Origin of the sequence: Halothiobacillus neapolitanus c2 (genome assembly GCF_000024765.1) — a bacterium.
GTDB classification, from domain to species: domain Bacteria; phylum Pseudomonadota; class Gammaproteobacteria; order Halothiobacillales; family Halothiobacillaceae; genus Halothiobacillus; species Halothiobacillus neapolitanus.
In genome coordinates this window covers 1,894,461-1,917,033 of record NC_013422.1, presented here as the reverse complement: position 1 = coordinate 1,917,033, position 22,573 = coordinate 1,894,461, and the positions used below count along the sequence as shown (strand labels likewise).

Sequence of the window (22,573 nt, the reverse complement as noted above, 5' to 3'; positions counted from 1 at the left end):
TATGAAACGCCTGCTCTCATTGGATAAAAGCCGGATCGTCATTACGGCATTGTTGCTGGGTGGTTTTTCTGTCGTGGGTGTTGGTGTGGTGTCGATGACGCAGGAAGCCACACGTGAACGCATTGCCCAAGGCGAATTGGCGGTGCTGCGCGGGCAGGTCTCGGCGGTTCTGCTTCCCGGTAGTTTCAATAATAATCCTGCGAATGCCGCCTTTTTGATGCCTGACCCCGAAGCGTTGAACTTGCCGCCACTGAAACCGGAACCCAATGACGCGGCTACACGGCTGTCGGAATCGATTCGTGCCGGCATTGTGGGTTTTAGGGCAATCAAGGATGGCACTGTAACTGCCGTCGTTCTGCCGGTCATTACGCATTATGGCTATAGCGGTGATATCAAACTCATTGTCGGCGTCGATCGCGAAGGCAAGGTCACCGGTGTGCGCGTGACCAAGCAAAACGAAACACCAGGCCTCGGTGACAAGATCGAAGCGAACAAGACAAATTGGATATTTGGCTTCGATGGTAAAAGCCTCGCCAATCCGGGCGAAAAGGGCTGGGCCGTGAAGAAGGACGGCGGCGTGTTCGATCAGTTCAGCGGTGCGACCATCACGCCCCGTGCCGTCGTCGGTGCCATTCATCAGGTGTTGGAGTATGTGCGTTTGCATCATGCCGAATTGTTTGATGCAGCCCACTCATCCAGAAATGAACGTGATGACGAGTCAAAAGACAAACCAGAAGCGGCACACATACCAGCAGAGGTGAACCATGAGTGATATTTCCTATCGAGATCTTGCGGTACAAGGGCTCTGGAAAAACAATCCGGGGTTGGTCCAGATTCTCGGCATGTGTCCGATGATGGCGATCTCCAATACCGTGGTCAATTCATTGGGATTGGCGATGGCGACCATCTTGACGATGGTGGTTTCCAACGGCTTGGCTTCGGTGATTCGTCATTGGGTGCGGCCCGAAGTGCGTTTGCCGGTGTTCGTGATGGTTGTCGCTTCGGTCGTGACCGTGATCGAACTCTGGATGAATGCCTACCTGAATACGCTCTACCACGTACTGGGCATCTTCCTGCCGCTCATCGTGACCAACTGCATCGTTATCGCGCGTGTAGAGGGCTTTGCGGCTCGTAATCCGGTTCTGCCGTCCCTGTATGACGGGCTGATGATGGGGCTGGGTTTCGGTCTCGTGCTCGTGGCACTGGGGGTCATTCGCGAATTGCTGGGTTTCGGCACATTGTTGGCGAATGCACAGCAACTCTTCGGTCCGATGGCGGCCAATTGGACGATTCATGTTTTGCCGGAACAAGCCCATTTCCTGTTGGCGATTTTGCCGCCGGGCGCGTTCATGGCGCTTGCTATCCTGATTGCCATCAAACAGGCGATAGAACAGTGCAGAGCCGCGCGTTTAGCTCAGCCTGTTGCGCTGGAGCTGCCCAAGGCGGCAACGGCTTCATAGAAGAGAGCGGGTACACATGCACTCGTCATCATAAGGCCAGTGTCGAGTAGTTGTGCTATCAAGCCGGATCAGGGCCAGAGATCAGTGCCAGATCAGCCGCAGCTGCTGGTGCTCTTGTTGTGGCAGATGGGTGTTACGTCCGGATGCTCGACGGCATCGGCAATCACGCTGACAAAGTGACCGAGTTCGTCCGGTGTCAGCACGGTCAGAATGCGGTTCATTATATTCGGATCAACCCGAGCAAGACTCGAGCCCCCATTTTCCAACTGAACCCAGATACCCGCAGAAACGATATCGCCATCATCTTCCAATGCGCGGGCGGCGGCCTCATTCCGGGATGTCTCGTCCTCATACCATGCCTCGATCTGATCCAGCAGGTTATCGTCGATATCGTCCGGAATGGCCACATTCGTTACGGATTCATTAATCGGATCGACACGCGAAGTGGCTGTAATGCCGAGGGTTTTCAGATGGTTGATGAAATTTTCGCCGCGATCTGAGGTCAGAAAGGTAAATTCGTACATTGTTGATTCCTCGTATGGGGTTTGCTGACGATGCAAACGTCAGGTTGAACATGCTTTATCAACCCGTATTGGCTTCGTGCTGAATGACAATGCTCCTTGAGCACCATCTTGTTTTTATTTGGGCTGGGCTATCTTAAATGATAGCCTTGGTATGAGTTTTTTGCACTGCTCGGTGACTCAATAGCGGTACTCGAAAAACCCCTTCCACGGGGATTTTTACAGGCGCTTAGTGTAGGCGGTTCGCACTAAAAACTTCCTATTTCAATCGTTTGCGGGGTCGGGTGCCTCTCATAAATCGCTCGCTCAATAAGGTGTTGACGATGGCTGCAACATTTTTTTGTCCACAGTGTTTTACCAAAGTGGCTGAGTCCACTGAAATCTGCCCGCATTGCCACACGAACATCAAGCAGTATCTTCATCACGTGCCCTATGTGACGCGTCTGATTCACGCCTTGGGCCATCCTGAGTCGGAGGCGCGTATGTCGGCCACGATTGCCCTAGCAGGATTGGCCGCGCCGGAAGCAGTTAAGCCGCTGCTTGATCTGATTGCCCAATGGCCAAGTGATGTGGTTCAGGGTACTCAAGCGATTGATGCGCTCATGCAAATCAATACCAAGGAAGCCAGGCAGGGAATCGATACCATTTCAAAAACCCACCCTTCAGCGGTTATCCGACATGTCGCAGAACGGGCTTTATCAAGGCTCCTGGAAGGATAACTTTGCGAAGTTGAATACATAAGTGTTTCACTTGGTTGAAATGACACAAATTCTCGATAAGGTGTGTCTATTGCCCTATTGCATGGGCTTGGTTGTTCACAAGGAAACATGAGTCATGCACGTTGAATTCCAAATTGTCCTGCTGTCTGTTTTGGCCATGATCGGCATCGTCGGTATGCCCGCGTATGTGTTCTGGTGGTTCTGGAAGAAATCGGGCGACGCGCTCAAAGAGAAGAAGCAGCACTAAGTCCGCTACTTGTAGCCCCCGCTATTGCGGGGGCGTTATGAAGACGCTGAGCTTTAAAGCAGTTCCAGCGCCTGATTGAGGTGGCTGACAGCGGTGATCTTCAGCCCGTCGATAGGGCGGGCGGGCATGTTCGCTTTGGGCACGATGGCGTGGGTAAAGCCGTGCTTTGCGGCTTCGGCAAGGCGCTCGGGCCCGCCGCTGACGGGGCGGATTTCACCGGCGAGTCCCACTTCACCAAAAACAATCAATCCTTCCGGTAGCGGCCGGGCCCGGAAGCTCGACAGAATCGCCAGCAGGCTGGGCAGATCGGCTGCCGTTTCCGCGACGCGCACGCCGCCAACCACATTCAGAAACACATCCTGATCATACAAAGCGATTTGGCCGTGCCGGTGCAGCACGGCCAGCAGCATGGCTAACCGGTTCTGGTCGAGGCCGACGGTCAAGCGCTTTGGGTTGCCGCCGGGGTGTTCGGCAACGAGCGCCTGAACTTCGACCAGCAAGGGGCGGGTACCTTCACGCGTGACAGTAATGACGCTGCCGGGAACCGGTTGTTCATGGCGCGACAAAAAAATGGCGGATGGGTTAGTGACGGGTTTCAGGCCGCGGTCGGTCATGGCGAATACGCCGATTTCATTGGCGGCGCCAAAACGATTCTTGACCGCACGAATCACCCGAAAACGCGCACCGGGATCACCCTCGAAATAAAGTACGGTATCGACCATGTGTTCGAGCACGCGCGGCCCGGCCAGGGCGCCTTCCTTGGTGACATGACCGACAATGAAGATGGTCACTTCGTGGCGTTTGGCAAAGCGGACAAGCTGCGCCGTGCCTTCGCGTAATTGAGATACCGAGCCCGGTGCGGCGGTGAGCCCTTCGGTGTGCAGGGTCTGGATGGAATCGACCACCAGCAATCGCGGTAATTGGCGGGCGCAGTGCGCCAGAATGGCCTCGACCGATGTTTCACTCATCAAGGTGAGCTGGCCTTGTTTGCCGGAAAGATCGGCTTCTAAGCGCTGGGCGCGCAACGCGACCTGTTGCAGCGATTCCTCGCCGGTCACGTAGAGGCAGGGCATATGCGCCTGCAGTGTGAGCAGGGTTTGCAGCAAAAGGGTTGATTTGCCAATACCCGGATCGCCGCCAATGAGAATCACCGAGCCTTCGACTAAGCCGCCACCTAACACGCGATCGAGTTCATCCAGCCCGGTTGTTTCTCTCGGCGTTTCGCTGATGCGCACTTCGGAAATCAGGGTGGTTTGCGGGTTGCTTCCTGCATAGCCGCTGACACCGGGTGAACTGGCAGACGATGCGTTACTGGGCAGGCGGATTTCGGTGAGGCTGTTCCATGCCCCGCATTCGCTGCAACGGCCTGCCCACTTGGGGAAATCGGCGCCGCACTCCTGACAGACGAAGGCGGATTTTTCCTTGGCGCGCGCCATCAGTGATCGCTGGAGGGTTCGTTCTGAATCGTCAGTCGTGCGGTAGCGACCGCGCGATTATGTACGGATTCGACGATGATTCGGATGCCATCGAGATCGACCAAAGCCCCCACGGTGGGCAGGGCTTCGAGCTGTTCGATGATCAGGCCATTGAGCGTGCTGGCTTCTTGTGTGGGCAGTTCGATGGCCAGCTCTCGGTTGATTTCACGGATGGGCATGGTCCCTTTGAGCAGGTAACTGCCGTCGGCTTCGGATTGAACCACGTCGTTGTCGGTGACCGGTGACGTGGTGAAGTCGCCAACGATTTCCTCGAGGATGTCTTCGAGGGTGACAAGTCCCTGAACATCGCCGTATTCGTCGACCACCAGTGCCGAGCGGCGCTTTTCCTTTTGAAAGTTCAGCAGCTGGGTGGTTAGCGCTGTTCCCTCGGGCACATAGTAGGGTTCGCGCAGCAGGCGTTTGAGCCGGCTGAGGGTGAGCGAACCGTCCATCAGTGGCCCGAACAAACGGCGCACCGTAATGACGCCAATAGTGTTTTCGACGGACCCTTTATAGACCGGCACCCGGCTATAGGACAGGTGTTTGATTTGCTCAAGTACCTCTTCCCAAGGCGCGCTGATGTCGATGCCGACGATATCCGCGCGTGGGATCATGATGTCTTCGACCTGTCCCTGCTCCAGGTTGAGCACCGACAGCAACAATTCCTGATGTTGATCGGGCAGATGTTGACTGGACTCGCGCACGATGGTCTGCAACTCGGCGGCTGACAGGCCCTGGACTTGTCTGGTCTTGGTGTTGAACCCGAGCAGGTGAAGCAGTCCATTGGCCATGAGGTTGATCAACCGGATCAAGGGCAGTGTTGGCTTCATCAAGAAGTTGTAAATGTAGGCGGCGGGCCAGGCGAAGCGCTCGGGTGCAACGGCCGCCGCGGTTTTCGGTGCGACCTCACCGAAAATCAGCAGGGCGAAGGTCATCACCCCGGTGGCAATGGCCAGGCCGCTGTCGCCAAACAGGCGAAGACCGACCACGGTAGCGATCGAGGAAGCCAGAATATTGACGAAGTTGTTGCCCAGAAGAATCAGCCCGAGCATTCGATCGGGCTTTTCAAGCAGTTTTTGCGCACGCACCGCACCACCGTGCCCACGCTTGGCCAGGTGGCGCATTCGGTAGCGGTTCAGAGAGATGAGCGCAGTTTCTGAACTGGAGAAAAACGCCGATAGCAAAATGAGAATAACGAGTGCCGATATCAGCACGCCAAGATGTATGTCGTTCAATGAAGGATCTGTGTGTGGCCAAACAGAGGATTAGTGTACGCAAAAAATGCGTCGGGCGGGAAATTGATCGTCTTCTGGGTGTAATTGAGTTGGCACGGTTATCGCTAAGTATTCCTCATCGAGTAAGCGGGAGGGTAACCGTGATGAGTGATTCAATTTTCGGAATCCATGGTCAGGCATTGGTGTTCCAATCGCAGCGCATGGGGATTTTAGCCTCGAATATTGCCAATGCAGATACGCCGAATTTCAAGGCGCGGGATCTGTCGTTCCACGATGCTTTGCAGGCTGCGGCCGGTCAGGGATCGGCGGGGCAGCCGTTGGCGCTGGCGCACAATCAGCCTGGGCAGTTGTCCGGTACGGCAGAAAACGGTGGAGCGCAAGAATTGTACCGTATCCCCGACCAGCCCGCGTTGGATGGGAATACGGTCGATATGGATCGTGAGCGGGTACGGTTTACTGAAAACGCGGTGTCTTATCAAACAACGCTGAGTTTTCTCAATAGCCGGATCAAGGGCATCAATTCTGCCCTGACCGGTCAGTAGTGAGGCATTAATCATGAGTTTATTTTCGATTTTCAATGTATCCAGTTCGGCCATGTCGGCGCAGTCGTTGCGGCTGAATGCCACGGCCTCGAATATGGCTAACGCGGATGCGGTGGCCACCAAACCCGAAGATGCCTACAAGGCCCGCGAGCCGGTATTCCAGCAAGTCATGGAGCAAAACGGTGGGGTGGGTGTGCGCGTGTCGGGCATCACCCAGAGCACCGCGCCGAATCCTGCTTTGTATGAACCCGGAAATCCACTGGCCAATAAAGATGGCTATGTGTATTCGTCGAACGTAAATCCGGTTGAAGAGATGGTTAATATGTTGTCGGCCTCACGCTCCTATCAAACCAACGTGCAGATGATGGACACCGCCAAGAATTTGGCGCTAAGAACCTTGCAACTCGGCCAATAGGAGTCCTGAACTATGACAACCAGTACGACAGCAACCAACCCATACGCCAGTTTGGGATTGGCCGTTTCCTCTGCGACGGGCAGTGGCGCCAACAGCACCAGCGGTACGTCGGGCAATGGTGCAGAATCCCTCGATATGAACAGTTTCATGAAGCTGCTGACAACACAGCTTCAAAATCAGGATCCGACAAATCCCACCGACAACAGCCAGATGATTGCGCAACTTGCGCAGTTCAGCTCGCTGCAAGGGATTAGTCAGCTCAATACGACGGTCAACGGTTTTCAATCGACGTTGCAGTCGAGCCAGATCATGCAGGCAGCGGCCCTGGTCGGTAAGGCGGCCATCGTCAAAGGCGATACCGCTCATATGTACAACTCGACTGCTGCCGACGGCACGACGAAGGCGTCCGGGATTCTGGGAGCGGTGGATATTCCCACAGGGGCCACGAGTGTATCGGTATCGATCACCAATGCCAGCGGACAGGTCGTGGATACGCAAAGCGTACCTGTTTCAGGGAGTGCGCGACCGACGTTTTCCTGGGATGGGACCATGCCCGATGGCAGTGTTGCTCCGGCAGGGGCCTACACCGTGACGGCGAACGCGTCGGTGAACGGTCAGGGGCAGGCGGCGCAAACTTACGTGGGCGCGGTCATCAGTAGCGTCGGCGTGACGAGCAGCGGCCCGCAACTGAATCTGGATGGTGGCCTGCCACCCGCAAAGTTATCCGATGTCGTTGAAATTATCAGTTGATGCTGGGATTGATCCGGCAGTAATGTTTGTACTCATGTTAAGGAGAAACTCCCATGTCATTTAATACCTCGATTACGGGGCTGAACGCAGCCCAGAAAGATCTGGATGTGACCAGTAACAATATCGCCAACGCCAATTCGACCGGGTTTAAGAGCTCGCGTGCGCAGTTTGGCGATATTTACGCCGTGAGCGCTTATGGCAACAGCAAAACCGCCACAGGGCAGGGCGTTTTAACCGAGGCCGTCCAACAGCAGTTCACGCAGGGTAGCTTGCAGTTCACGAACAACTCTTTGGATCTGGCGATTTCCGGGCAGGGCTTCTTTACCTTCCAGCCGACGTTGGACAGTCTGCAATCGGTGTATTCCCGCGCCGGTGCGCTGGGCGCAAATAAAGACGGCTTCATCGTGAATACCAACGGCCAGTACCTCAAAGCATTACCGGTGAGTGCCAACGGCACATTGCAATCCACTTCGCTGGCCAGTGCCAAGCCGATCCAGTTGCCGGTGGCCGCAGGTGCGCCCAAGGCCACCACTCTGGTGACACAGTCGTTCAACCTGCCTGCCAGCGCGACCGTACCCACGGTGACGCCATTCGATACGACGCAGGCGACGCCTGATCCTGCTTCATATACGCAGGCGAATTCGCAGCAAGTTTATGATTCTTTGGGTAATACCCATACGTTGACGAGTTATTACGTCAAGACCGCCAATCCCAATGAATGGAATGTGTACTATCAAGTAGATACACAAACACCTATTCAGGGGCCATCGACGCTGACCTTTGATGCCAACGGGCAACTGCCGACCACGCCCGCGCCATTTGCGGTGACGGCCACGGCCGCCAGCTTGGGCACCGGCGCGGCGCCCTTGAATATCAATGTCCAGACTCAAGGCGATTCCACTCAATACAATGCGCCGTTCAACATGGCTGCGCAGTCGCAGGACGGGAATACCACCGGGCAATTGACGGGTGTATCGGTTGGTAGCAATGGCCTGATTCAGGCGAGCTATTCCAATGGTCAGAATATTCCGCTGGGGATGGTGGCGCTCGCCAATTTCAGTAATCCGCAGGGCCTGAAACAGGTTGGCAATAATTCATGGGCGGAATCGGTCGATTCGGGCGCGCCCACAGCCGGTCAACCGGGTACCGGCACCTTCGGTCTGATTCAGGGCGGCGCACTGGAGCAGTCGAATGTCGATCTGACTCAGCAACTGGTGAATCTGATTACGGCTCAGCGTAACTTCCAGGCCAATGCGCAAGCGATTCAGACAGACAAAACAGCGACTGATTCTGTGATCAACATTCGGTAAACCTGGCCGGTAAATCTGGCTGGTAGATTGGACAAAGCGTGATCTAAAAGACGGACAGTGTGCCGTCTTTTTTTTGCCCTAAGTAAATGCTGATTTATTCCATCCTTGGAATAAATCAGCTCGCTCATCGCGGTACACGCCCGCGATGGCTCTCACGAATCAAAGACGTACGTCTTTGTTCGTGTTGGGCCATCCTGCCCCAAACGGGAAGCACTGAATAAATCAGCGCTTCCCTAAATCAAGTGTGAACGGGATGTCAGGATGGCGTCATAAAATTGGCTATTGCGTCTCTGTGGTGACAAGCCATGGCGCTATACCGCATCAGGCTAAGGTTTGGAGCTGATTTTCAATAATTGGCACGTCCTGTGCTTTGAAACAACTGTATTCATTATTCAGTGAGGAGCCGGTTATGGATCGTCTCGCCTACATTGCCATGAGTGGCGCCAAGCAAACGCTGCTGGCCCAATCGACCAATGCCAACAATCTGGCCAACGTGAGCACCCAGGGGTTTAAGGCCGATCTGGATGCTTTTCAATCCATGCCGGTTTATGGCCCCGGTTATGCAAGCCGGGTGTATGCCCAGGATGAGCGCAGCGGCACCGATTTTGCCCAGGGCCCACTGATGACAACGGGGCGTAGCTTGGATGTTGCGCTCAAGGGGCAGGGGTTCATGGCTGTTCAGGCGCCCGATGGTTCGACGGCTTATACCCGCCGCGGCGATCTGCATATCTCACCGAATGGACAACTGCAAACCGGTACCGGCGCTCCCGTGCTGGGCAACCAAGGGCCGATTGCCATTCCGCCGGCAAGCAAGATCGATATTCTGGGCGATGGCACGATCTCGATCATCCCGCTTGGCGGCGATGTCAATGCACCGGCGCAGATCGATCGGATTCGTCTGGTCAATCCGCCATTGGCCGATCTGCAAAAACGCGGGGATGGTTTGTTCGCGCTCAAACCGAACACGCCTGTCCCACAACCGGACGCAGCCGTGCAGGTTGCCAGCGGCGTGTTGGAAGGCAGCAATGTGAATCCGGTCGACTCGATGGTGAAGATGATCGAGTACGGCCGCCTGTTCGAAATGCAGACCAAGATGATCAAAACGGCCGATGCCAATAGTTCGGCGGCCGATCAATTATTGAAATTCAGTTGAGGATTAAATCATGACGACACCTGCTTTATGGATTGCCAAAACCGGCCTTGATGCCCAGCAGACCCGCATGTCCGTGATTTCGAACAACCTGGCGAACGTCAACACCACGGGTTTCAAACAGGATCGGGCGGTATTCGAAGATCTGATTTATCAGAACTACCGTCAGGTTGGCGCGGCCAACACGCAACAGAACGAAGTACCCACCGGTTTGAATATCGGTACGGGTGTCAAGGTGGTGGCGACGGAAAAGAATCATACCCAAGGCAACTTGGTAACCACCAATAACGCACTGGACTTGGCGATCAATGGCCGTGGGTTTTTCCAGGTGCTGCAACCGGATGGTTCCGTGGCTTATACCCGTGATGGGAGCTTTAGTCTCGACAGCAATGGTCAAGTCGTCACGGCGAACGGTTACCCCTTGCAACCGGCGATTACCGTGCCGCAGGGCGCGCAATCAATCACGGTGGGTAAAGATGGCACGGTCAGCGTGCAACTGGCGGGGCAGGCCCAGCCGAGTCAGGTCGGTACGATCGATCTGGCCGATTTTGTGAATCCCGCCGGTTTGCAGCCCATAGGCGATAACCTGTTTTTGGAATCCGGCTCCAGCGGCGCGCCACAAACCAGCACGCCCGGTTTGAACGGCGTGGGCAATATGCAGCAAGGCATGCTCGAAAGCTCCAATGTGAACGTGGTCGAAGAGCTGGTCAGCATGATTGAAACGCAACGTGCCTACGAAATGAATTCCAAGGCCATTTCCGCGACATCCAGCATGTTGCAGACCTTGAATCAGAACACCTGAGCTTGATTAGGAAGGGTTGGGGTATGAACCGATATCGAATTTTAGGTTTGGGTGTGATCGGCCTGAGTATCGTCGCCAGCTTGAGTGGCTGCGCAAGCCAACCGCCGATGAAGCCCGATCCGTCTTTTGCGGTCGTCATGCCGCCGGAGGCGTCTACCAACAATCCCATGCAGAATAACGGCTCGATCTACCAGTCCGGTCAGATGGATAACATGTTTGTCGACTCCCGACCCTATCGAGTGGGCGACATTTTGACGGTGGTGCTGCAAGAGAGCATGAACGGCAGCAAGAGCGCCACGACCGGCACTAGCAAGGCCGATTCAGTCGCGATCACACCACCGGCCATCGGTGGGTTGTCTGCCAACCTCATGAATCGCTTTGGCGCCTCGATTTCCACGGCCAACCAATTCAAAGGCGATGGCACAAGTGCACAAACCAACAGCTTGAGAGGGCAGATTTCCGTGACGGTCGCGCGGGTCTATGCAAACGGCAGCTTGTTCGTGCAAGGCCAGAAATACATCGGAATCAACCAGGGTACGGAATACGTGCGCTTATCCGGATTGGTTCGCCCGCAGGATATTGCGACGGATAACACCGTGCTCTCTACCCGGATTGCCGATGCGCATATTTCCTACGGCGGAACGGGCACCGTGAATGACGCCAACAACATGGGCTGGCTGGCACGATTCTTCAACAGCCCAATTTTTCCTTTCTAATTCGAGTGAGGCCAATCATGCGCCATTTCATGCTGATTATGCTGGTGGGTTTGCTGCTGCCGGTGACGGTAGCCCAGGCTGTGACGCAAGAACCTGCGCAGCGCATCAAGGATTTGGCCACCTTTGCCGGCGTGCGCAACAATCAGATCATCGGTTACGGTCTGGTCGTGGGATTGCCGGGTACAGGGGATCAAACCACGCAGGTGCCATTCACCTTGCAGAGTATTCAGAACATGCTGGCGCGTCAGGGGTTGTCGCCCGCTGCGGGCAACGTACAGCTCAAAAATGTGGCCGCGGTGATGGTTACGTCGAGCTTGCCGCCGTTTGCCAAGCCGGGTCAACAAATTGACGTGACGGTTTCTTCCATCGGCAATGCGAAAAGCCTGCGTGGCGGCGAACTCCTGATGACGCCTCTTAAGGGCGTTGATGGAAAAATTTATGCCGTTGCACAAGGCAGCTTGCTCGTGGGTGGCTTGGATGTGAGTGGCAAGGATGGTTCCCGTGTGACCGTCAATATTCCGACGGCTGGCCGTATTCCGAACGGCGCGCTGGTCGAGCGTTCGGTTGCCAGCACGATGGGCGGCGCGAATTCGGTTTATCTGGATCTCAATACCCCCGATTTCACGACGGCAAAGAATATGGAAAAAGCCATCAACCAAATGCTGGGCGGGGGTGTGGCTGAAGCGGTGGATGGCGGTACGATCCGCGTGCGTGCGCCACAAGATGCCAACGCCCGCGTAGGATTCATGTCGGTACTTGAAGGCATAGAAGTCTCGCCCGGTGAAGGGGCGGCAAAAGTAGTCGTCAATGCGCGTACCGGTACGGTGGTGATCGGTCAGAATGTGCGGATCGAGGCCGCTGCCGTGTCCCATGGTGATCTGACCGTGACGGTCAAAGAAAACGCCCAGGTGTCGCAACCGGCACCATTCTCAAGAGGGCAAACCGTGGTCACGCCGAATTCCCAGGTGAGCGCCAAAGAAGATAAGAAGCGTGCCTTCCTGTTCAATCCGGGCGTGACGCTGAACGATATCGTCAAGGCCGTGAACGCGGTGGGCGCATCGCCGTCCGATCTGGTTGCCATTCTCGAAGCGCTGAAAAGCGCGGGTGCGTTAAAGGCGCAACTGATCGTGATCTGATGATAAGGCAAGGTATGCACAAATGCAGACCTTGCCGTGCAGGGTATGGATGCCCTGCCGCTCAATGACGCAAGTCATTGAATTGCGGAGCACAAGACGGGCATGCACCGGCTTGTGCGCGCTTGCACGAAGCCATGGATGGATTCGTGCAAAGATTTCTAAGGGAGGGCGTGTTATGAGCATCATCAATCAAAGTACCGATGTCAGCAGCTACGCCGACTTTCAAGGCTTGGCGCGACTGAAAGCGACGGCTCAGAACGATCCGCGCGAGGCCCTGAAAACCGTCGCGCATCAGTTTGAAACCCAATTCATCGGCATGTTGATGAAATCCATGCGTGATGCCACGCCGCAGGATGGCTTGCTCGACAGCCAGCAGAGCAAAACATTCCAGAGCATGATGGATCAGGAAGTCGCACAGAAAATTGCCGCGCATGGCGGGATCGGTCTGGCGGGCATGATCGAGCGGCAGCTCAGTCAGGACACGCCGGGTACGGCTCAGAACAAAGCGCTCAATGAAGCCAAACCTCATGCCTTTGCGTTGCATCCGGTCAATCCCGCAACGGAACAGACCATCGATTCGACCCCGCGCGCGTTCAAACTGCCGGAACGCAACCCGATGCTCAAGGCCTTCGCACTGGGGAAGCAGGCGCAAAACACTTCTGAGGCGAAAGCGTCCGATGCAGCGCCATCTGTTTCTGCGCTGGCGAACCAAGCCACATCGGTAAGCCCTCAAAATAAGCCCAAGTATTGGGATTCTCCCGAGGCGTTCGTCAACGCGATTTTGCCGCATGCCCAGGCGGCTGCGAAAAAACTCGGCATCCCTGCCAAGGTACTGGTGGCGCAATCGGCGCTGGAAACCGGCTGGGGTAAACATTTACCCGTGAATGCGAACGGGCAGGCCAACTACAACTTCTTCGGCATCAAGGCCGATTCTTCATGGCAAGGTGCGAAGCAATCCGTCAACACGCTGGAATTTGAAGGTGGCGCGATGGTGCAACGCAAGGCGTCGTTCCGGGCCTATGATTCGGTGAGCGCTTCGTTCAATGATTTTGTGCAGTTCCTGCAGGAAAACCCTCGGTATAGCCAGGCATTGAAAGACAAGAACGACCCGGAGCGTTTTGCGCACGCGCTACAGAAGGCAGGCTATGCCACTGATCCACAATATGCCGACAAACTCATTGCGATCATGCGATCCGGGCGAATCCCTGATTCGTCGGATGGCTTGGGCGCGTCCTGAGCCTCATGTGGACATCGAAAAACCCTATCCTTGGGATTTTTCGCGTACGTTCGTTGCGGGTTTCCCGCAACGAACGTACGCGGCACCACATCCATGTGGTGCACAGGCACCTCGAAAGGTTTTCGATGCGCCCTTTTATTGATTTTTTCGTGCAAAAGGCTCAAGTTTCCAAAAGCTTGGTCGATAACGACCGCATACCCTAAAAGAGGTTTTGGCCATGCCAGACTTGATGAGCAATTCCGTTACCGGCCTGTTGGCCATGCAGCAGGCACTCGCCACGACGGGTAATAATATCGCCAACGCCAATACGCCGGGTTACTCGCGTGAACGGGTCAATCTGGCTTCCATGCAGGCCCAGTATCAAAACGGAAGCTATATCGGTTCAGGCGTGCAGGTGGCTTCGGTTACTCGCGTGTACGATCAGTTCATTACCAGTCAACTCAATGCCGCGACAACAACCAACAGTAGCCTGACCTTCCAGAATGATTTCACCACTCAGGTGACCCAGTTGCTGGGGGATACCTCGTCGGGCATCGCGCAGCAAACCCAGGCGTTCTTCAATGCGACACAGGCAATCGCCGCTAACCCGACGGACGCCACGGCGCGTTCGACCTTCCTCGGATCGGCACAAGCGCTGACCGACAGTTTCAATCGAATCGACAGCCAGTTGCAAAGTCTCGATAACCAGATCGGCCAGCAAGCCACGGATATTGGTCGGCAAATCAACACCTACGCCAAGCAGGTGGCTTCACTCAACGGTGAAATCAGTAAAGCGCAGGCAACCAACCCCAATGCCCTGCCCAATGATCTGCTCGATCAACGGGATCAGTTGATTACCCAAATCTCCTCGCTGATCGACGTGAAGGCCAATCCGGACAATCAAGGCAATATCAACCTCACGTTAGCCAGTGGCGAATCGCTGGTTTTGAACTCAACGGCGACCAACCTCAGCGTGGGAAACCTGCCTTCCGGCCTGAACATCACCTTGGGTAATACCGACATTACCTCACGTGTTAAAGGCGGCACCTTGGGCGGAATGCTTGAGGCTCAAAGCCAATTGATTACCCCTTTGCGTAACCAATTGGGCAGGGCCGCGCTGGTTTTAGCCGATCAGGTCAACCAGAATCAAACCACCGGTGTAGATTTGAACGGGAACACAGGAACGAATTTGTTCACGGACGTATCCGCATTCGCGCCGCAGACGACGGCGCAACCAACAAATAAAGGGACCGGTTCTGCGACTGGGGCCTACTCCGATCCTACCTTGCTGACGGGGCAAACTTACCTTGCGCGTTACGACGGTACCAACTGGCAGGTGAGCACCGTGCCCGGCAATGGCGCCGCACCGCTGACAGTCGCTTCGGGCGGTACGCTCAGCTTGCCTGGTCTGGATGTGACGTTTGCGGGCGCACCGCAATCAGGCGATGTGCTTAATATCCTGCCGACGGTGGGCGCAGCCGGGAAGATTGGCGTGGTCCAGCAAAGCCCTTCTGGGATTGCAGCAGCAGAAGCAGGCCAGCCTGCCTACTCGCGTGACAATACCCAAATCCAGAAGCTATTCGATTTGAGCTCGGCTACCGTCGTCGGGCAAACGGCGGCTGGAGCGAACAATGGTTCCAGTTTGTCCGAGAGCGTGAGTTCGGCGGTTAGCCAAGCTGGCGCTTTTGCAGGGCAGGTTCAACTTGCAGCCAAAGCGGCCAGTGCCACCCTGACGAATCTAACGGCCCAGCAGCAGTCGGTTTCCGGGGTTAATCTCGATGAAGAAGCGGCGAACCTGCTGAAATATCAACAACAATATCAGGCGCTGTCACAGTCGATCAGCTCGGCCAATACGATTTTCCAATCGCTGCTCTCTGCCTTTCGTTAAGAGGATTCGGATATGCGTGTTTCTACTTCCATGGTGTTTGCACAGGGCCTGAGCAATCTGCAACAGCAGCAGTCCGCGATGTTGCAGTCTCAGCAAGAAATCGCAACGGGTGTGAAACTGACCAACCCGGCGCAAGATCCGGTCGCCTTTTCGACGGCTAGCGATCTGTCTGTGCTCAATAGCAAGCAGAATCAGTACAGTACGAATATCGACAATGCGACCGGTAAGATTCAGGTGCAGGAATCGACCTTGGGTTCAATTACCACGATGCTGCAAAGCGTGCGTGATGTTGCCATCCAAGCGAACAACGCTGCGCAAAATGGCATGTCACTGTCCGCACTGACGGATCAACTGGATCAACTGCAAAAGGCTTTGGCTGGTCAAATGAATGCCACGGACGAGCGCGGGGAGTATCTGTTTTCCGGTACGGTCGCACGTGAAAAACCCTATGACGCCAGCGGTCAGCTTAATCCCGCCTTGGATTCCACCAGTCCGTCTTTTCAAAACGTCACAAGTGTCAAGTTGGCCATTTCCGATCAGCAGTCCGTGGCCATTAATCAGCCAGCCGGGCAGATTTTCCAACTCTCATCCAGTGCAACGACAGGCGGAAATGCCAGCATTCTGCAAGTCATTGATCAACTGAAAACGGCTATTACGACCCAGCCCGCAAATCTCCAGACTATTTATCAAAATGCGCAAAAAGATATTGATGCTGTGATGAACCAGGTGACGGACGCGCGCGGCAGCATGGGTAATGCGCTCAATACGCTGAGCACGGCTAAAAACGATAACGCCGCACAAAATGTGCTTACCCAACAAACGCTTTCCGGTTTGCGCGATACCGATGTCGCCAGCGCCATTACCAAATTGAATCAAAGCTACCTCAATTTACAGGCGACCCAGCAGAGCATGGTGAAAATCCAAAGTCTGTCCCTGTTTAACTATATTCGTTGATTTCTCAAACGGTCCTCCTGATTTTGGTTTTTTTGAGGAACCTTTGATCAAATTGGACTGTCTGAGCGCGGCGGGGATGCACTGCGATGAACGATCACACAACTGATCGTTCAAGAATGAAATCAATAATGGGAAGCTCGAAAAACTTGTCTTTCCCGCGTAGGCGGGAATCCAGCGCCTTGATTTTTCTGGGTTCCCGCTTTCGCGGGAACGACGAATCACGGGTATTTTGAGGTGCTCTAATCTCGTTTTTTGATTTTCGCCCTTTTAAAACCCCCAGAATAGAACTGTTCAGCGCTTCCTTGAGTAAGTCGAAACGGTAGCCGTTTATCCAATGCGTGTACCCCTCCTTGACCTAGTTAGAGAGCTCTTGGTGGGACAATCTGAATTGACTTAGTATTACGGATACCCTCAATATCACAAGGCTATGGATTCAAACACACGGAGTTTCGCTTATGTCGCAATCACCCCAATCCGTCGTTATTGATCTGGAGCGGATCTTTGCAGCGATCAATGCAGAGAGAAAGGTGGCGGGGCTACCTCAGATTGAACACGCTGTCATGCGCGTTCGCGTGAATATTCGTCTGGCGATCAAGGGCCAGGATCGAATTGAAGGTAAATTGCCCGTCGTTCTTTCATCGGATGCCACGGATGAATTGTCTCGCGTACTCAATGAACTGTTCCAGACCAGCTTCAATGCGCAACAACTGCAAGAGCTGTCCAGTGATCAGGCGCCACCTGAATTTGTACCAGACACTTCGCCCTCACAAGTTCAGGAAAGTCATCCCGATCAATCTGAGGCGGCGGCAAAACCCATCGCTCCTGTTGAACCCGCTCGTGCGGAGACCGATGAATCGCTAAAGCAGATTTACCTGGTTGATTTGTACATTGCCATCAACCAAAGTCGCCGCCAGGCTCAATTGCCGCCGATCGAGCCAGCGGTAATCGCTGTTCGACTGGGTGTCCGCTTTAGTATCTTGAGACGTAGGAGGCTGGATTTCGGTCAAGCCTCTTTGGAAATGTCCCCACTTGACCTGGGTGCATTGCAAAGCATTCTGGTCGAGCAGTTTGATGTCCACCTTCCGGGCGGAACGCACGAACTGGTCGTTGCAGGCTTGCGGCGTCAGCGCGAACAACCCCGGAAACGCTCGTGGCTTGAGCGAGTATTTCGCAAGCGGGTTCATCGCATTGGGGTGCCCGCCCTCATTATGGCTGTCATGCGGCAACGAGCGAGCTTGGGTTACAAGCCGCTTTCACCGACTCTGATCTCCACTGGATGCCAGGAGACGCTGGGCAAGTTGGGGATTCAGTACCAGCCCGGTATGTCTGAGATATCACTCAACGACTTACAAATGGATCAGCTTGCTGAGTTTTTACGCAATGAATTCGGGCTTTATTTTGAAGATTTGGAAGCATTTCTTGATCCGGAAAAATAATGTCCGTTCACTGAGTAAGTACACCGAATTTTATAAAAGGAAAATTTCATGAGTATGAATATTCAGGCTGATCGTGGTTTGATTCGTGTGGGTGGTTTGAGCCATGTGTTCCATTGCAATCACTACAATGCCCATTTGCAAATGGCTGTCTTGTTGGGTGAGGGAATCGAAGATGGTTTCGACCCCCGGGAACTGCTTTCCCGCGGTGCTCGAATGGTCGTCGAATACTTGAGAGAAAAAGGGTATTCAGAGTCAGACCTGCTGGCAGAATATACCGCCTGTGGGTTTGGTGTGCTGAGGCAAGAAGACGCCTATCATTGGGTTGCTGAGCATTCTCACTACGGCGAGAAAACATATATCCACGGTCGTCCGGAACCCAGTTGCTTCTTCGATGCGGGCTTTATCAGCGGCATGACCGGGCGAGCGACACGAGAGGTAAATTGCCGTCACGCTGGCGGTGGCATGGATCGGTTCGAGCTTGGTGCGGCCGTCGAGCCACTGCCGCCATTCATCAAGAATCCGGAAGCGATGACGGATGCCCCGGCGCGGTTCGATTTTCCCGAATGCGCGCCCATGAGTACGGACGTGGATGAGCAGGCGATTATCGAGGCGGTCGGCGGCATGCCGCTGATCGGCAAGCCTGCGTCCGAGGGGGGCAATGGACTGATTCTCGCTTTCGGCGTGGCCTTGACGATTCACTATGCCGATTATTACAACTTCATCAGTTACGAAGTGTATCGGCGCATGGTGGCGATTGGTGTGCCATCGGATATGGCGCGCGAATCTTTTGTTTTGGCTGGCCATGTGTGCGCGTTCAATACCTTAGGCGGCATCATGGAAAGCGATGCCTGGGATCAGATGATCAAACCCATGTGTCAGGATGTGAGTGACTGGGTGCATGGCATCGTTGCGGTCGTCAATGCGTTGGGATGGGGCGTATGGCGCGTGGAGAAGATCGAGCCGGGCAAAGAGTTGGTCATCCGGATTTACAACTCCTATGAAGGCGTTGGTTTCCGTCGGCTTTATCCACCAGAGGCCGGTGAGAAGCAGTTATCTTTCCTTGCCATGGGGGCCGTTCGGGGGATTGCTCATCTGCTGTGGAAAATCGATATCCGCGAACGACCGGGGCTCAATGAGCAGCTGTACATGCAGACGTTCAATAATCCAAAAGGCTATTGGTCAGTAGAACAAACGCACGCCATTGCCGCAGGTGATGGATACGACCGTATTGTTACCCGCGCACCATGATTATTCGCCCGTCCAGTACGTCACGTCTGATTTCCTCCTCTGAGGTTGTTTTGATGGTGCTGTGGGTGCGACGGTGCCGATATTGATCAAGCCGATGAGTTCTTCTTCGGGTGCTAGGCCCAACCTAGACATCACCTGCCGATCATAGACTCGGCTGCCGGTGAGCCAGATGGTGCCATAGCCCAGATGGTTGGCGGCAAGCATCAACTGATGCGTCGCGATTGCTGCGGCAATGAATTGCTCGGTAGCTGGTACCTTTTGATGCGCATGATCCAATCGGGCAATGGCCGCGACCAGCATGGGCGCACGCAGGGCGCGCTCGCGTTCACGTTCCAGTAGATCAGGTTCTGTATGTGGCGCTCTTTGTAGCAATGCCTGCACAAAAAGCTCGCCAAGCGCGTACCGAGCCGATCCTGAAATGACCAGAAACCGCCAAGGTTTGAGGGCACCGTGATCCGGTGCGCTCTCTGCCGCGGCCATGAGTTGTTTCAATTCTTCATGAGATGGAGCCGGTTCGATTAGATATTTGGCGGGCGTGGATTGTCTCTGTATAAGAAACTCAATCAGATTCATGATTTTCCTGTTGTACTTTTGATGGTTTTATTGAGCGAAATTTCGGGGGGTAATGTGGTTTTTTTGAAATAAATGCTTGGAGCTGAACGCTTTTTGCTTGATAATTTGCGCCCACTTTGAAACATGCTGGATTTATGGCAAAAGAAGATTACATCGAAATGCAAGGTACCGTTGTGGATACCTTGCCCAATACCATGTTCCGCGTCGAGTTGGAAAATGGGCACATTGTTACGGCTCATATTTCAGGGCGTATGCGTAAAAACTACATCCGTATTCTCACGGGTGACAAGGTTACGGTTCAGTTGACGCCTTATGATCTGACCAAGGGTCGGATCTCGTTCCGCGCGCGTTAATTCCGAATTCGACTCCCGTTCGCGCTTATTGTTCCTTGCCCGCCCATCACTCGGGTGGCGGAAGGATTTGTGCGGTCTGAGTTTCTCTACTACATCATGTTCTCGACTCAAACGCCTTTACGTTTCTGTGAAGCCGTTTTAGCCCGGAGAATCTTCGGTTAGCGCTTCTTCTGCAGGCTGGATGGTCAGTGCGGGAACACCGGCCTCATCGAGTGAGAACCGCACGGTGCCGCCATGCTCGGCTAGTTCGCCAAACAGCAACTCTTCAGCTAACGGACGTTTGATTTTTTCCTGAATCAGGCGTGCCATCGGGCGTGCGCCCAAGATCTCGTCGTAACCCTCTCGCCCCAGCCACTGGCGAACTTCATCGTCGACAACCAAACGGACTTTTTTCTCTTCGAGCTGCTGCTCCAGTTCGAGCAGCAACTTGTCGACCACGTTGGCGATTTGACGCGGGGCCAATGCCTTGAACTGGACAATGGCGTCCAGACGGTTGCGGAACTCAGGAGTGAAGCCCCGTTTGATCGCGTCCATGCCGTCCGGGCTGTGGTCCTGAGTCACGAAGCCCATGCTGTTGCGTGCCAGCATTTCGGCGCCCATGTTGGAGGTCATGATGAGAATGACGTGTCGGAAGTCAACTTTGCGGCCGTTCGTGTCTGTCAACGCGCCGTTATCCATCACCTGAAGCAGGACATTGAATACGTCCGGATGCGCTTTTTCGATTTCATCAAGCAGCAAAACGGCATGGGGCGTTTTGTTGATGGCTTCGGTGAGCAGGCCGCCCTCGTCGAAACCGACATAGCCCGGCGGCGCACCGATCAAGCGCGATACGCTGTGCCGCTCCATGTATTCGGACATGTCGAAACGCACGAGCTTGATGCCGAGCAGGCGGGCAAGTTGCTTGCTGACTTCGGTCTTGCCGACGCCGGTCGGGCCGGCAAAGAGGTAAGAACCGATGGGCTTGTCTGCCGTACGCAACCCGGAGCGCGCCATACGGATGGATGTCGTGATCTGTTCGATGGCGTCTTCCTGACCGAACACCACCATATTGAGGTTGCGATCCAGATGGCGCAGGACTTCTCGATCCGATGTGGACACGCTGCGTTCCGGAATGCGGGCGATCTTGGCGACGACGCGCTCAATTTCCGCCGCCGTAATCAGATTGCTTTCTGGTGTCGGCTCAATCAGGCGGTGTTGCGCGCCCGCTTCATCAATGACATCAATCGCTTTGTCCGGCAAATGACGATCGGATATATGACGATTGGAAAGTCGGACGGCGGCCTCCAGGGCATCATCGGTATACGCAACGCCATGGTGTTTTTCATAGCCGCTGCGCAGCCCTTGCAGAATGGCAATGGCTTCATGCTCGCTGGGTTCGGGGACATCCAGTTTCTGGAAGCGGCGCGTAAGGGCGGCATCCTTCTCGAAGATCGCTCGATATTCCTGATGTGTCGTGGAGCCGATGCAGCGCAAGTCCCCATTGGCAAGCGCGGGCTTGATGAGGTTGGATGCATCCATAGAGCCGCCGGAGGCGGAACCGGCACCGATGAGGGTGTGAATCTCATCGATGAACAAGATGGCATTCGGCAGTGATTTGATCCTTTTCAGAACGACCTTGAGCCGCTTTTCAAAGTCACCCCGGTATTTCGTGCCAGCGACCAGAGAACCAAGGTCGAGCGAATACACCACGGCATCCTTGAGGGTTTCCGGTACTTCGCCTTCGATAATTTTGCGTGCGAGACCTTCGGCAAGGGCTGTTTTACCTACACCAGCCTCGCCGACGAGCAAGGGATTGTTTTTCCGACGACGACAAAGAATCTGTTGCACCCGTTCGATTTCCGGGCCGCGTCCGATCAGCGGATCGATTTTGCCGTCGCGGGCGAGTTGATTGAGATTGATGACAAAGTTTTCGAAGCTGTTTTCATCGGTGACTTCAGGCTTCTCGCGCTCCTTTTCAGACGGCGCTTCGCTTGCAGCCGGGGCCTCCTGAGTCAAGCCATGCGAGATAAAATTGATCACATCCAGGCGCGTCACGCCAGCCTTGTGCAGCAAGTGCACCGTATGGGAATCCTGTTCGGCGAACAGCGCGGCCAAGACATGTGCGCCGGATACTTCATTTCTTTGAGCGGACTGTACCTGCATGACGGCGCGTTGCAGTACGCGCTGGAAGCCAAGCGTGGGCTGTGTTTCACGGGCGTCATTCTCGGGAATGCGTGGTGTGGTGTGTCGAATATGGTTTTCCAGATCGACAGCCAGTTGCGAGATGTTGGCGTTGCAGCCCTCCAGCACGGCGCGCGCATCCGGATCTTCGAGCAGGGCATGCGTGAGTGCTTCGAGCGTGACAAACTCGTATCGTTGACGTCGAGATCGGTCAAATACGCGGCTAATGGTGGTTTCAAGGGCTTTGCTTAACACGGAGAACTCCTA

The 22,573-nt window shown here is 54.8% G+C and carries 23 protein-coding genes; 18 read left to right on the top strand and 5 right to left on the bottom strand.

The features are described 5' to 3' along the window. Position 1: 1 nt before the first annotated feature. Both HNEAP_RS08870 and HNEAP_RS08865 read left to right on the top strand, forming a co-directional pair. The gene (locus HNEAP_RS08870) at positions 2-772 is read left to right on the top strand and encodes an RnfABCDGE type electron transport complex subunit G (RefSeq protein WP_012824639.1); all 771 of its coding nucleotides are present in this window, start codon (positions 2-4) and stop codon (positions 770-772) included. Further along, positions 765-1,460 (top strand): electron transport complex subunit E, encoded by a 696-nt coding sequence (locus HNEAP_RS08865; RefSeq protein WP_012824638.1) that lies wholly within the window; start codon positions 765-767, stop codon positions 1,458-1,460. Before HNEAP_RS08870 ends, HNEAP_RS08865 begins: the two co-directional genes overlap by 8 nt. A 92-nt stretch (positions 1,461-1,552) precedes the next feature. Here HNEAP_RS08865 and HNEAP_RS08860 read toward each other — a convergent pair whose 3' ends face one another. Further along, entirely contained in the window at positions 1,553-1,984 is a 432-nt protein-coding gene (locus tag HNEAP_RS08860; protein WP_012824637.1) for a hypothetical protein, read from the bottom strand. 320 nt (positions 1,985-2,304) lie between these two features. Here HNEAP_RS08860 and HNEAP_RS12325 point away from each other — a divergent pair, with 320 nt between their 5' ends. Both HNEAP_RS12325 and HNEAP_RS13060 read left to right on the top strand, forming a co-directional pair. Then, on the top strand, positions 2,305-2,700 hold the full coding sequence (locus HNEAP_RS12325) for a HEAT repeat domain-containing protein (protein WP_012824636.1): 396 nt from the start codon (positions 2,305-2,307) through the stop codon (positions 2,698-2,700). 115 nt (positions 2,701-2,815) lie between these two features. Then, on the top strand, positions 2,816-2,947 hold the full coding sequence (locus tag HNEAP_RS13060) for a hypothetical protein (RefSeq protein WP_012824635.1): 132 nt from the start codon (positions 2,816-2,818) through the stop codon (positions 2,945-2,947). A gap of 53 nt (positions 2,948-3,000) precedes the next feature. Here HNEAP_RS13060 and radA read toward each other — a convergent pair whose 3' ends face one another. Together radA and HNEAP_RS08845 are read right to left on the bottom strand one after the other, a co-directional pair. Further along, the gene (gene radA, locus HNEAP_RS08850) at positions 3,001-4,383 is read right to left on the bottom strand and encodes a DNA repair protein RadA (RefSeq protein ID WP_012824634.1); all 1,383 of its coding nucleotides are present in this window, start codon (positions 4,381-4,383) and stop codon (positions 3,001-3,003) included. Next, positions 4,383-5,657 carry an HlyC/CorC family transporter gene (locus HNEAP_RS08845; RefSeq protein ID WP_012824633.1) on the bottom strand — a complete coding sequence of 425 codons (1,275 nt, stop codon included), beginning with the start codon at positions 5,655-5,657 and terminating at the stop codon, positions 4,383-4,385. The genes radA and HNEAP_RS08845 overlap by 1 nt, the downstream gene beginning before the upstream one ends. A gap of 143 nt (positions 5,658-5,800) precedes the next feature. On the opposite strand from HNEAP_RS08845, the gene flgB reads away from it, so the two are divergent. From flgB to HNEAP_RS08780, 13 genes are all read left to right on the top strand, one after another. Next, positions 5,801-6,199 (top strand): flagellar basal body rod protein FlgB, encoded by a 399-nt coding sequence (gene flgB, locus HNEAP_RS08840; protein ID WP_012824632.1) that lies wholly within the window; start codon positions 5,801-5,803, stop codon positions 6,197-6,199. 13 nt (positions 6,200-6,212) lie between these two features. Then, positions 6,213-6,614, top strand: a complete 402-nt coding sequence (flgC, locus tag HNEAP_RS08835; protein ID WP_012824631.1) for a flagellar basal body rod protein FlgC — start codon at positions 6,213-6,215, stop codon at positions 6,612-6,614. 12 nt (positions 6,615-6,626) lie between these two features. Further along, on the top strand, positions 6,627-7,364 hold the full coding sequence (locus HNEAP_RS08830) for a flagellar hook assembly protein FlgD (RefSeq protein ID WP_012824630.1): 738 nt from the start codon (positions 6,627-6,629) through the stop codon (positions 7,362-7,364). 53 nt (positions 7,365-7,417) lie between these two features. Beyond that, positions 7,418-8,674: a flagellar hook protein FlgE gene (gene flgE / locus HNEAP_RS08825; protein ID WP_012824629.1), complete on the top strand. Its 1,257-nt coding sequence runs from the start codon at positions 7,418-7,420 to the stop codon at positions 8,672-8,674. Between the two features lie 409 nt (positions 8,675-9,083). Beyond that, a complete protein-coding gene (gene flgF / locus HNEAP_RS08820; RefSeq protein WP_012824628.1) occupies positions 9,084-9,827 on the top strand; it encodes a flagellar basal-body rod protein FlgF in 744 nt (247 codons plus the stop codon). 10 nt (positions 9,828-9,837) lie between these two features. Continuing rightward, positions 9,838-10,626, top strand: a complete 789-nt coding sequence (gene flgG, locus HNEAP_RS08815; RefSeq protein WP_012824627.1) for a flagellar basal-body rod protein FlgG — start codon at positions 9,838-9,840, stop codon at positions 10,624-10,626. A gap of 23 nt (positions 10,627-10,649) precedes the next feature. Beyond that, entirely contained in the window at positions 10,650-11,342 is a 693-nt protein-coding gene (gene flgH, locus HNEAP_RS08810; protein ID WP_012824626.1) for a flagellar basal body L-ring protein FlgH, read from the top strand. Between the two features lie 17 nt (positions 11,343-11,359). Beyond that, positions 11,360-12,478: a flagellar basal body P-ring protein FlgI gene (locus HNEAP_RS08805; RefSeq protein ID WP_012824625.1), complete on the top strand. Its 1,119-nt coding sequence runs from the start codon at positions 11,360-11,362 to the stop codon at positions 12,476-12,478. Between the two features lie 175 nt (positions 12,479-12,653). Next, a complete protein-coding gene (gene flgJ, locus HNEAP_RS08800; RefSeq protein ID WP_012824624.1) occupies positions 12,654-13,715 on the top strand; it encodes a flagellar assembly peptidoglycan hydrolase FlgJ in 1,062 nt (353 codons plus the stop codon). Between the two features lie 217 nt (positions 13,716-13,932). Then, positions 13,933-15,582: a flagellar hook-associated protein FlgK gene (gene flgK, locus HNEAP_RS08795; protein WP_012824623.1), complete on the top strand. Its 1,650-nt coding sequence runs from the start codon at positions 13,933-13,935 to the stop codon at positions 15,580-15,582. 12 nt (positions 15,583-15,594) lie between these two features. Beyond that, positions 15,595-16,536: a flagellar hook-associated protein FlgL gene (gene flgL / locus HNEAP_RS08790; protein ID WP_012824622.1), complete on the top strand. Its 942-nt coding sequence runs from the start codon at positions 15,595-15,597 to the stop codon at positions 16,534-16,536. A 455-nt stretch (positions 16,537-16,991) separates the two neighbouring features. Continuing rightward, positions 16,992-17,972 carry a hypothetical protein gene (locus tag HNEAP_RS08785; RefSeq protein ID WP_012824621.1) on the top strand — a complete coding sequence of 327 codons (981 nt, stop codon included), beginning with the start codon at positions 16,992-16,994 and terminating at the stop codon, positions 17,970-17,972. A gap of 48 nt (positions 17,973-18,020) precedes the next feature. Then, on the top strand, positions 18,021-19,220 hold the full coding sequence (locus HNEAP_RS08780) for a hypothetical protein (protein ID WP_012824620.1): 1,200 nt from the start codon (positions 18,021-18,023) through the stop codon (positions 19,218-19,220). Here the strand turns inward: HNEAP_RS08780 and HNEAP_RS08775 are convergent, their stop codons facing one another. Then, positions 19,221-19,793 (bottom strand): nitroreductase family protein, encoded by a 573-nt coding sequence (locus tag HNEAP_RS08775; RefSeq protein WP_012824619.1) that lies wholly within the window; start codon positions 19,791-19,793, stop codon positions 19,221-19,223. Between the two features lie 134 nt (positions 19,794-19,927). Between HNEAP_RS08775 and infA the strand changes: the two genes are divergently transcribed. Further along, positions 19,928-20,146 carry a translation initiation factor IF-1 gene (infA, locus tag HNEAP_RS08770; protein WP_012824618.1) on the top strand — a complete coding sequence of 73 codons (219 nt, stop codon included), beginning with the start codon at positions 19,928-19,930 and terminating at the stop codon, positions 20,144-20,146. 138 nt (positions 20,147-20,284) lie between these two features. Here infA and clpA read toward each other — a convergent pair whose 3' ends face one another. Beyond that, complete coding sequence (gene clpA / locus HNEAP_RS08765; RefSeq protein WP_012824617.1) at positions 20,285-22,561, bottom strand: ATP-dependent Clp protease ATP-binding subunit ClpA; 2,277 nt, start codon at positions 22,559-22,561, stop codon at positions 20,285-20,287. Positions 22,562-22,573 lie beyond the last annotated feature (12 nt).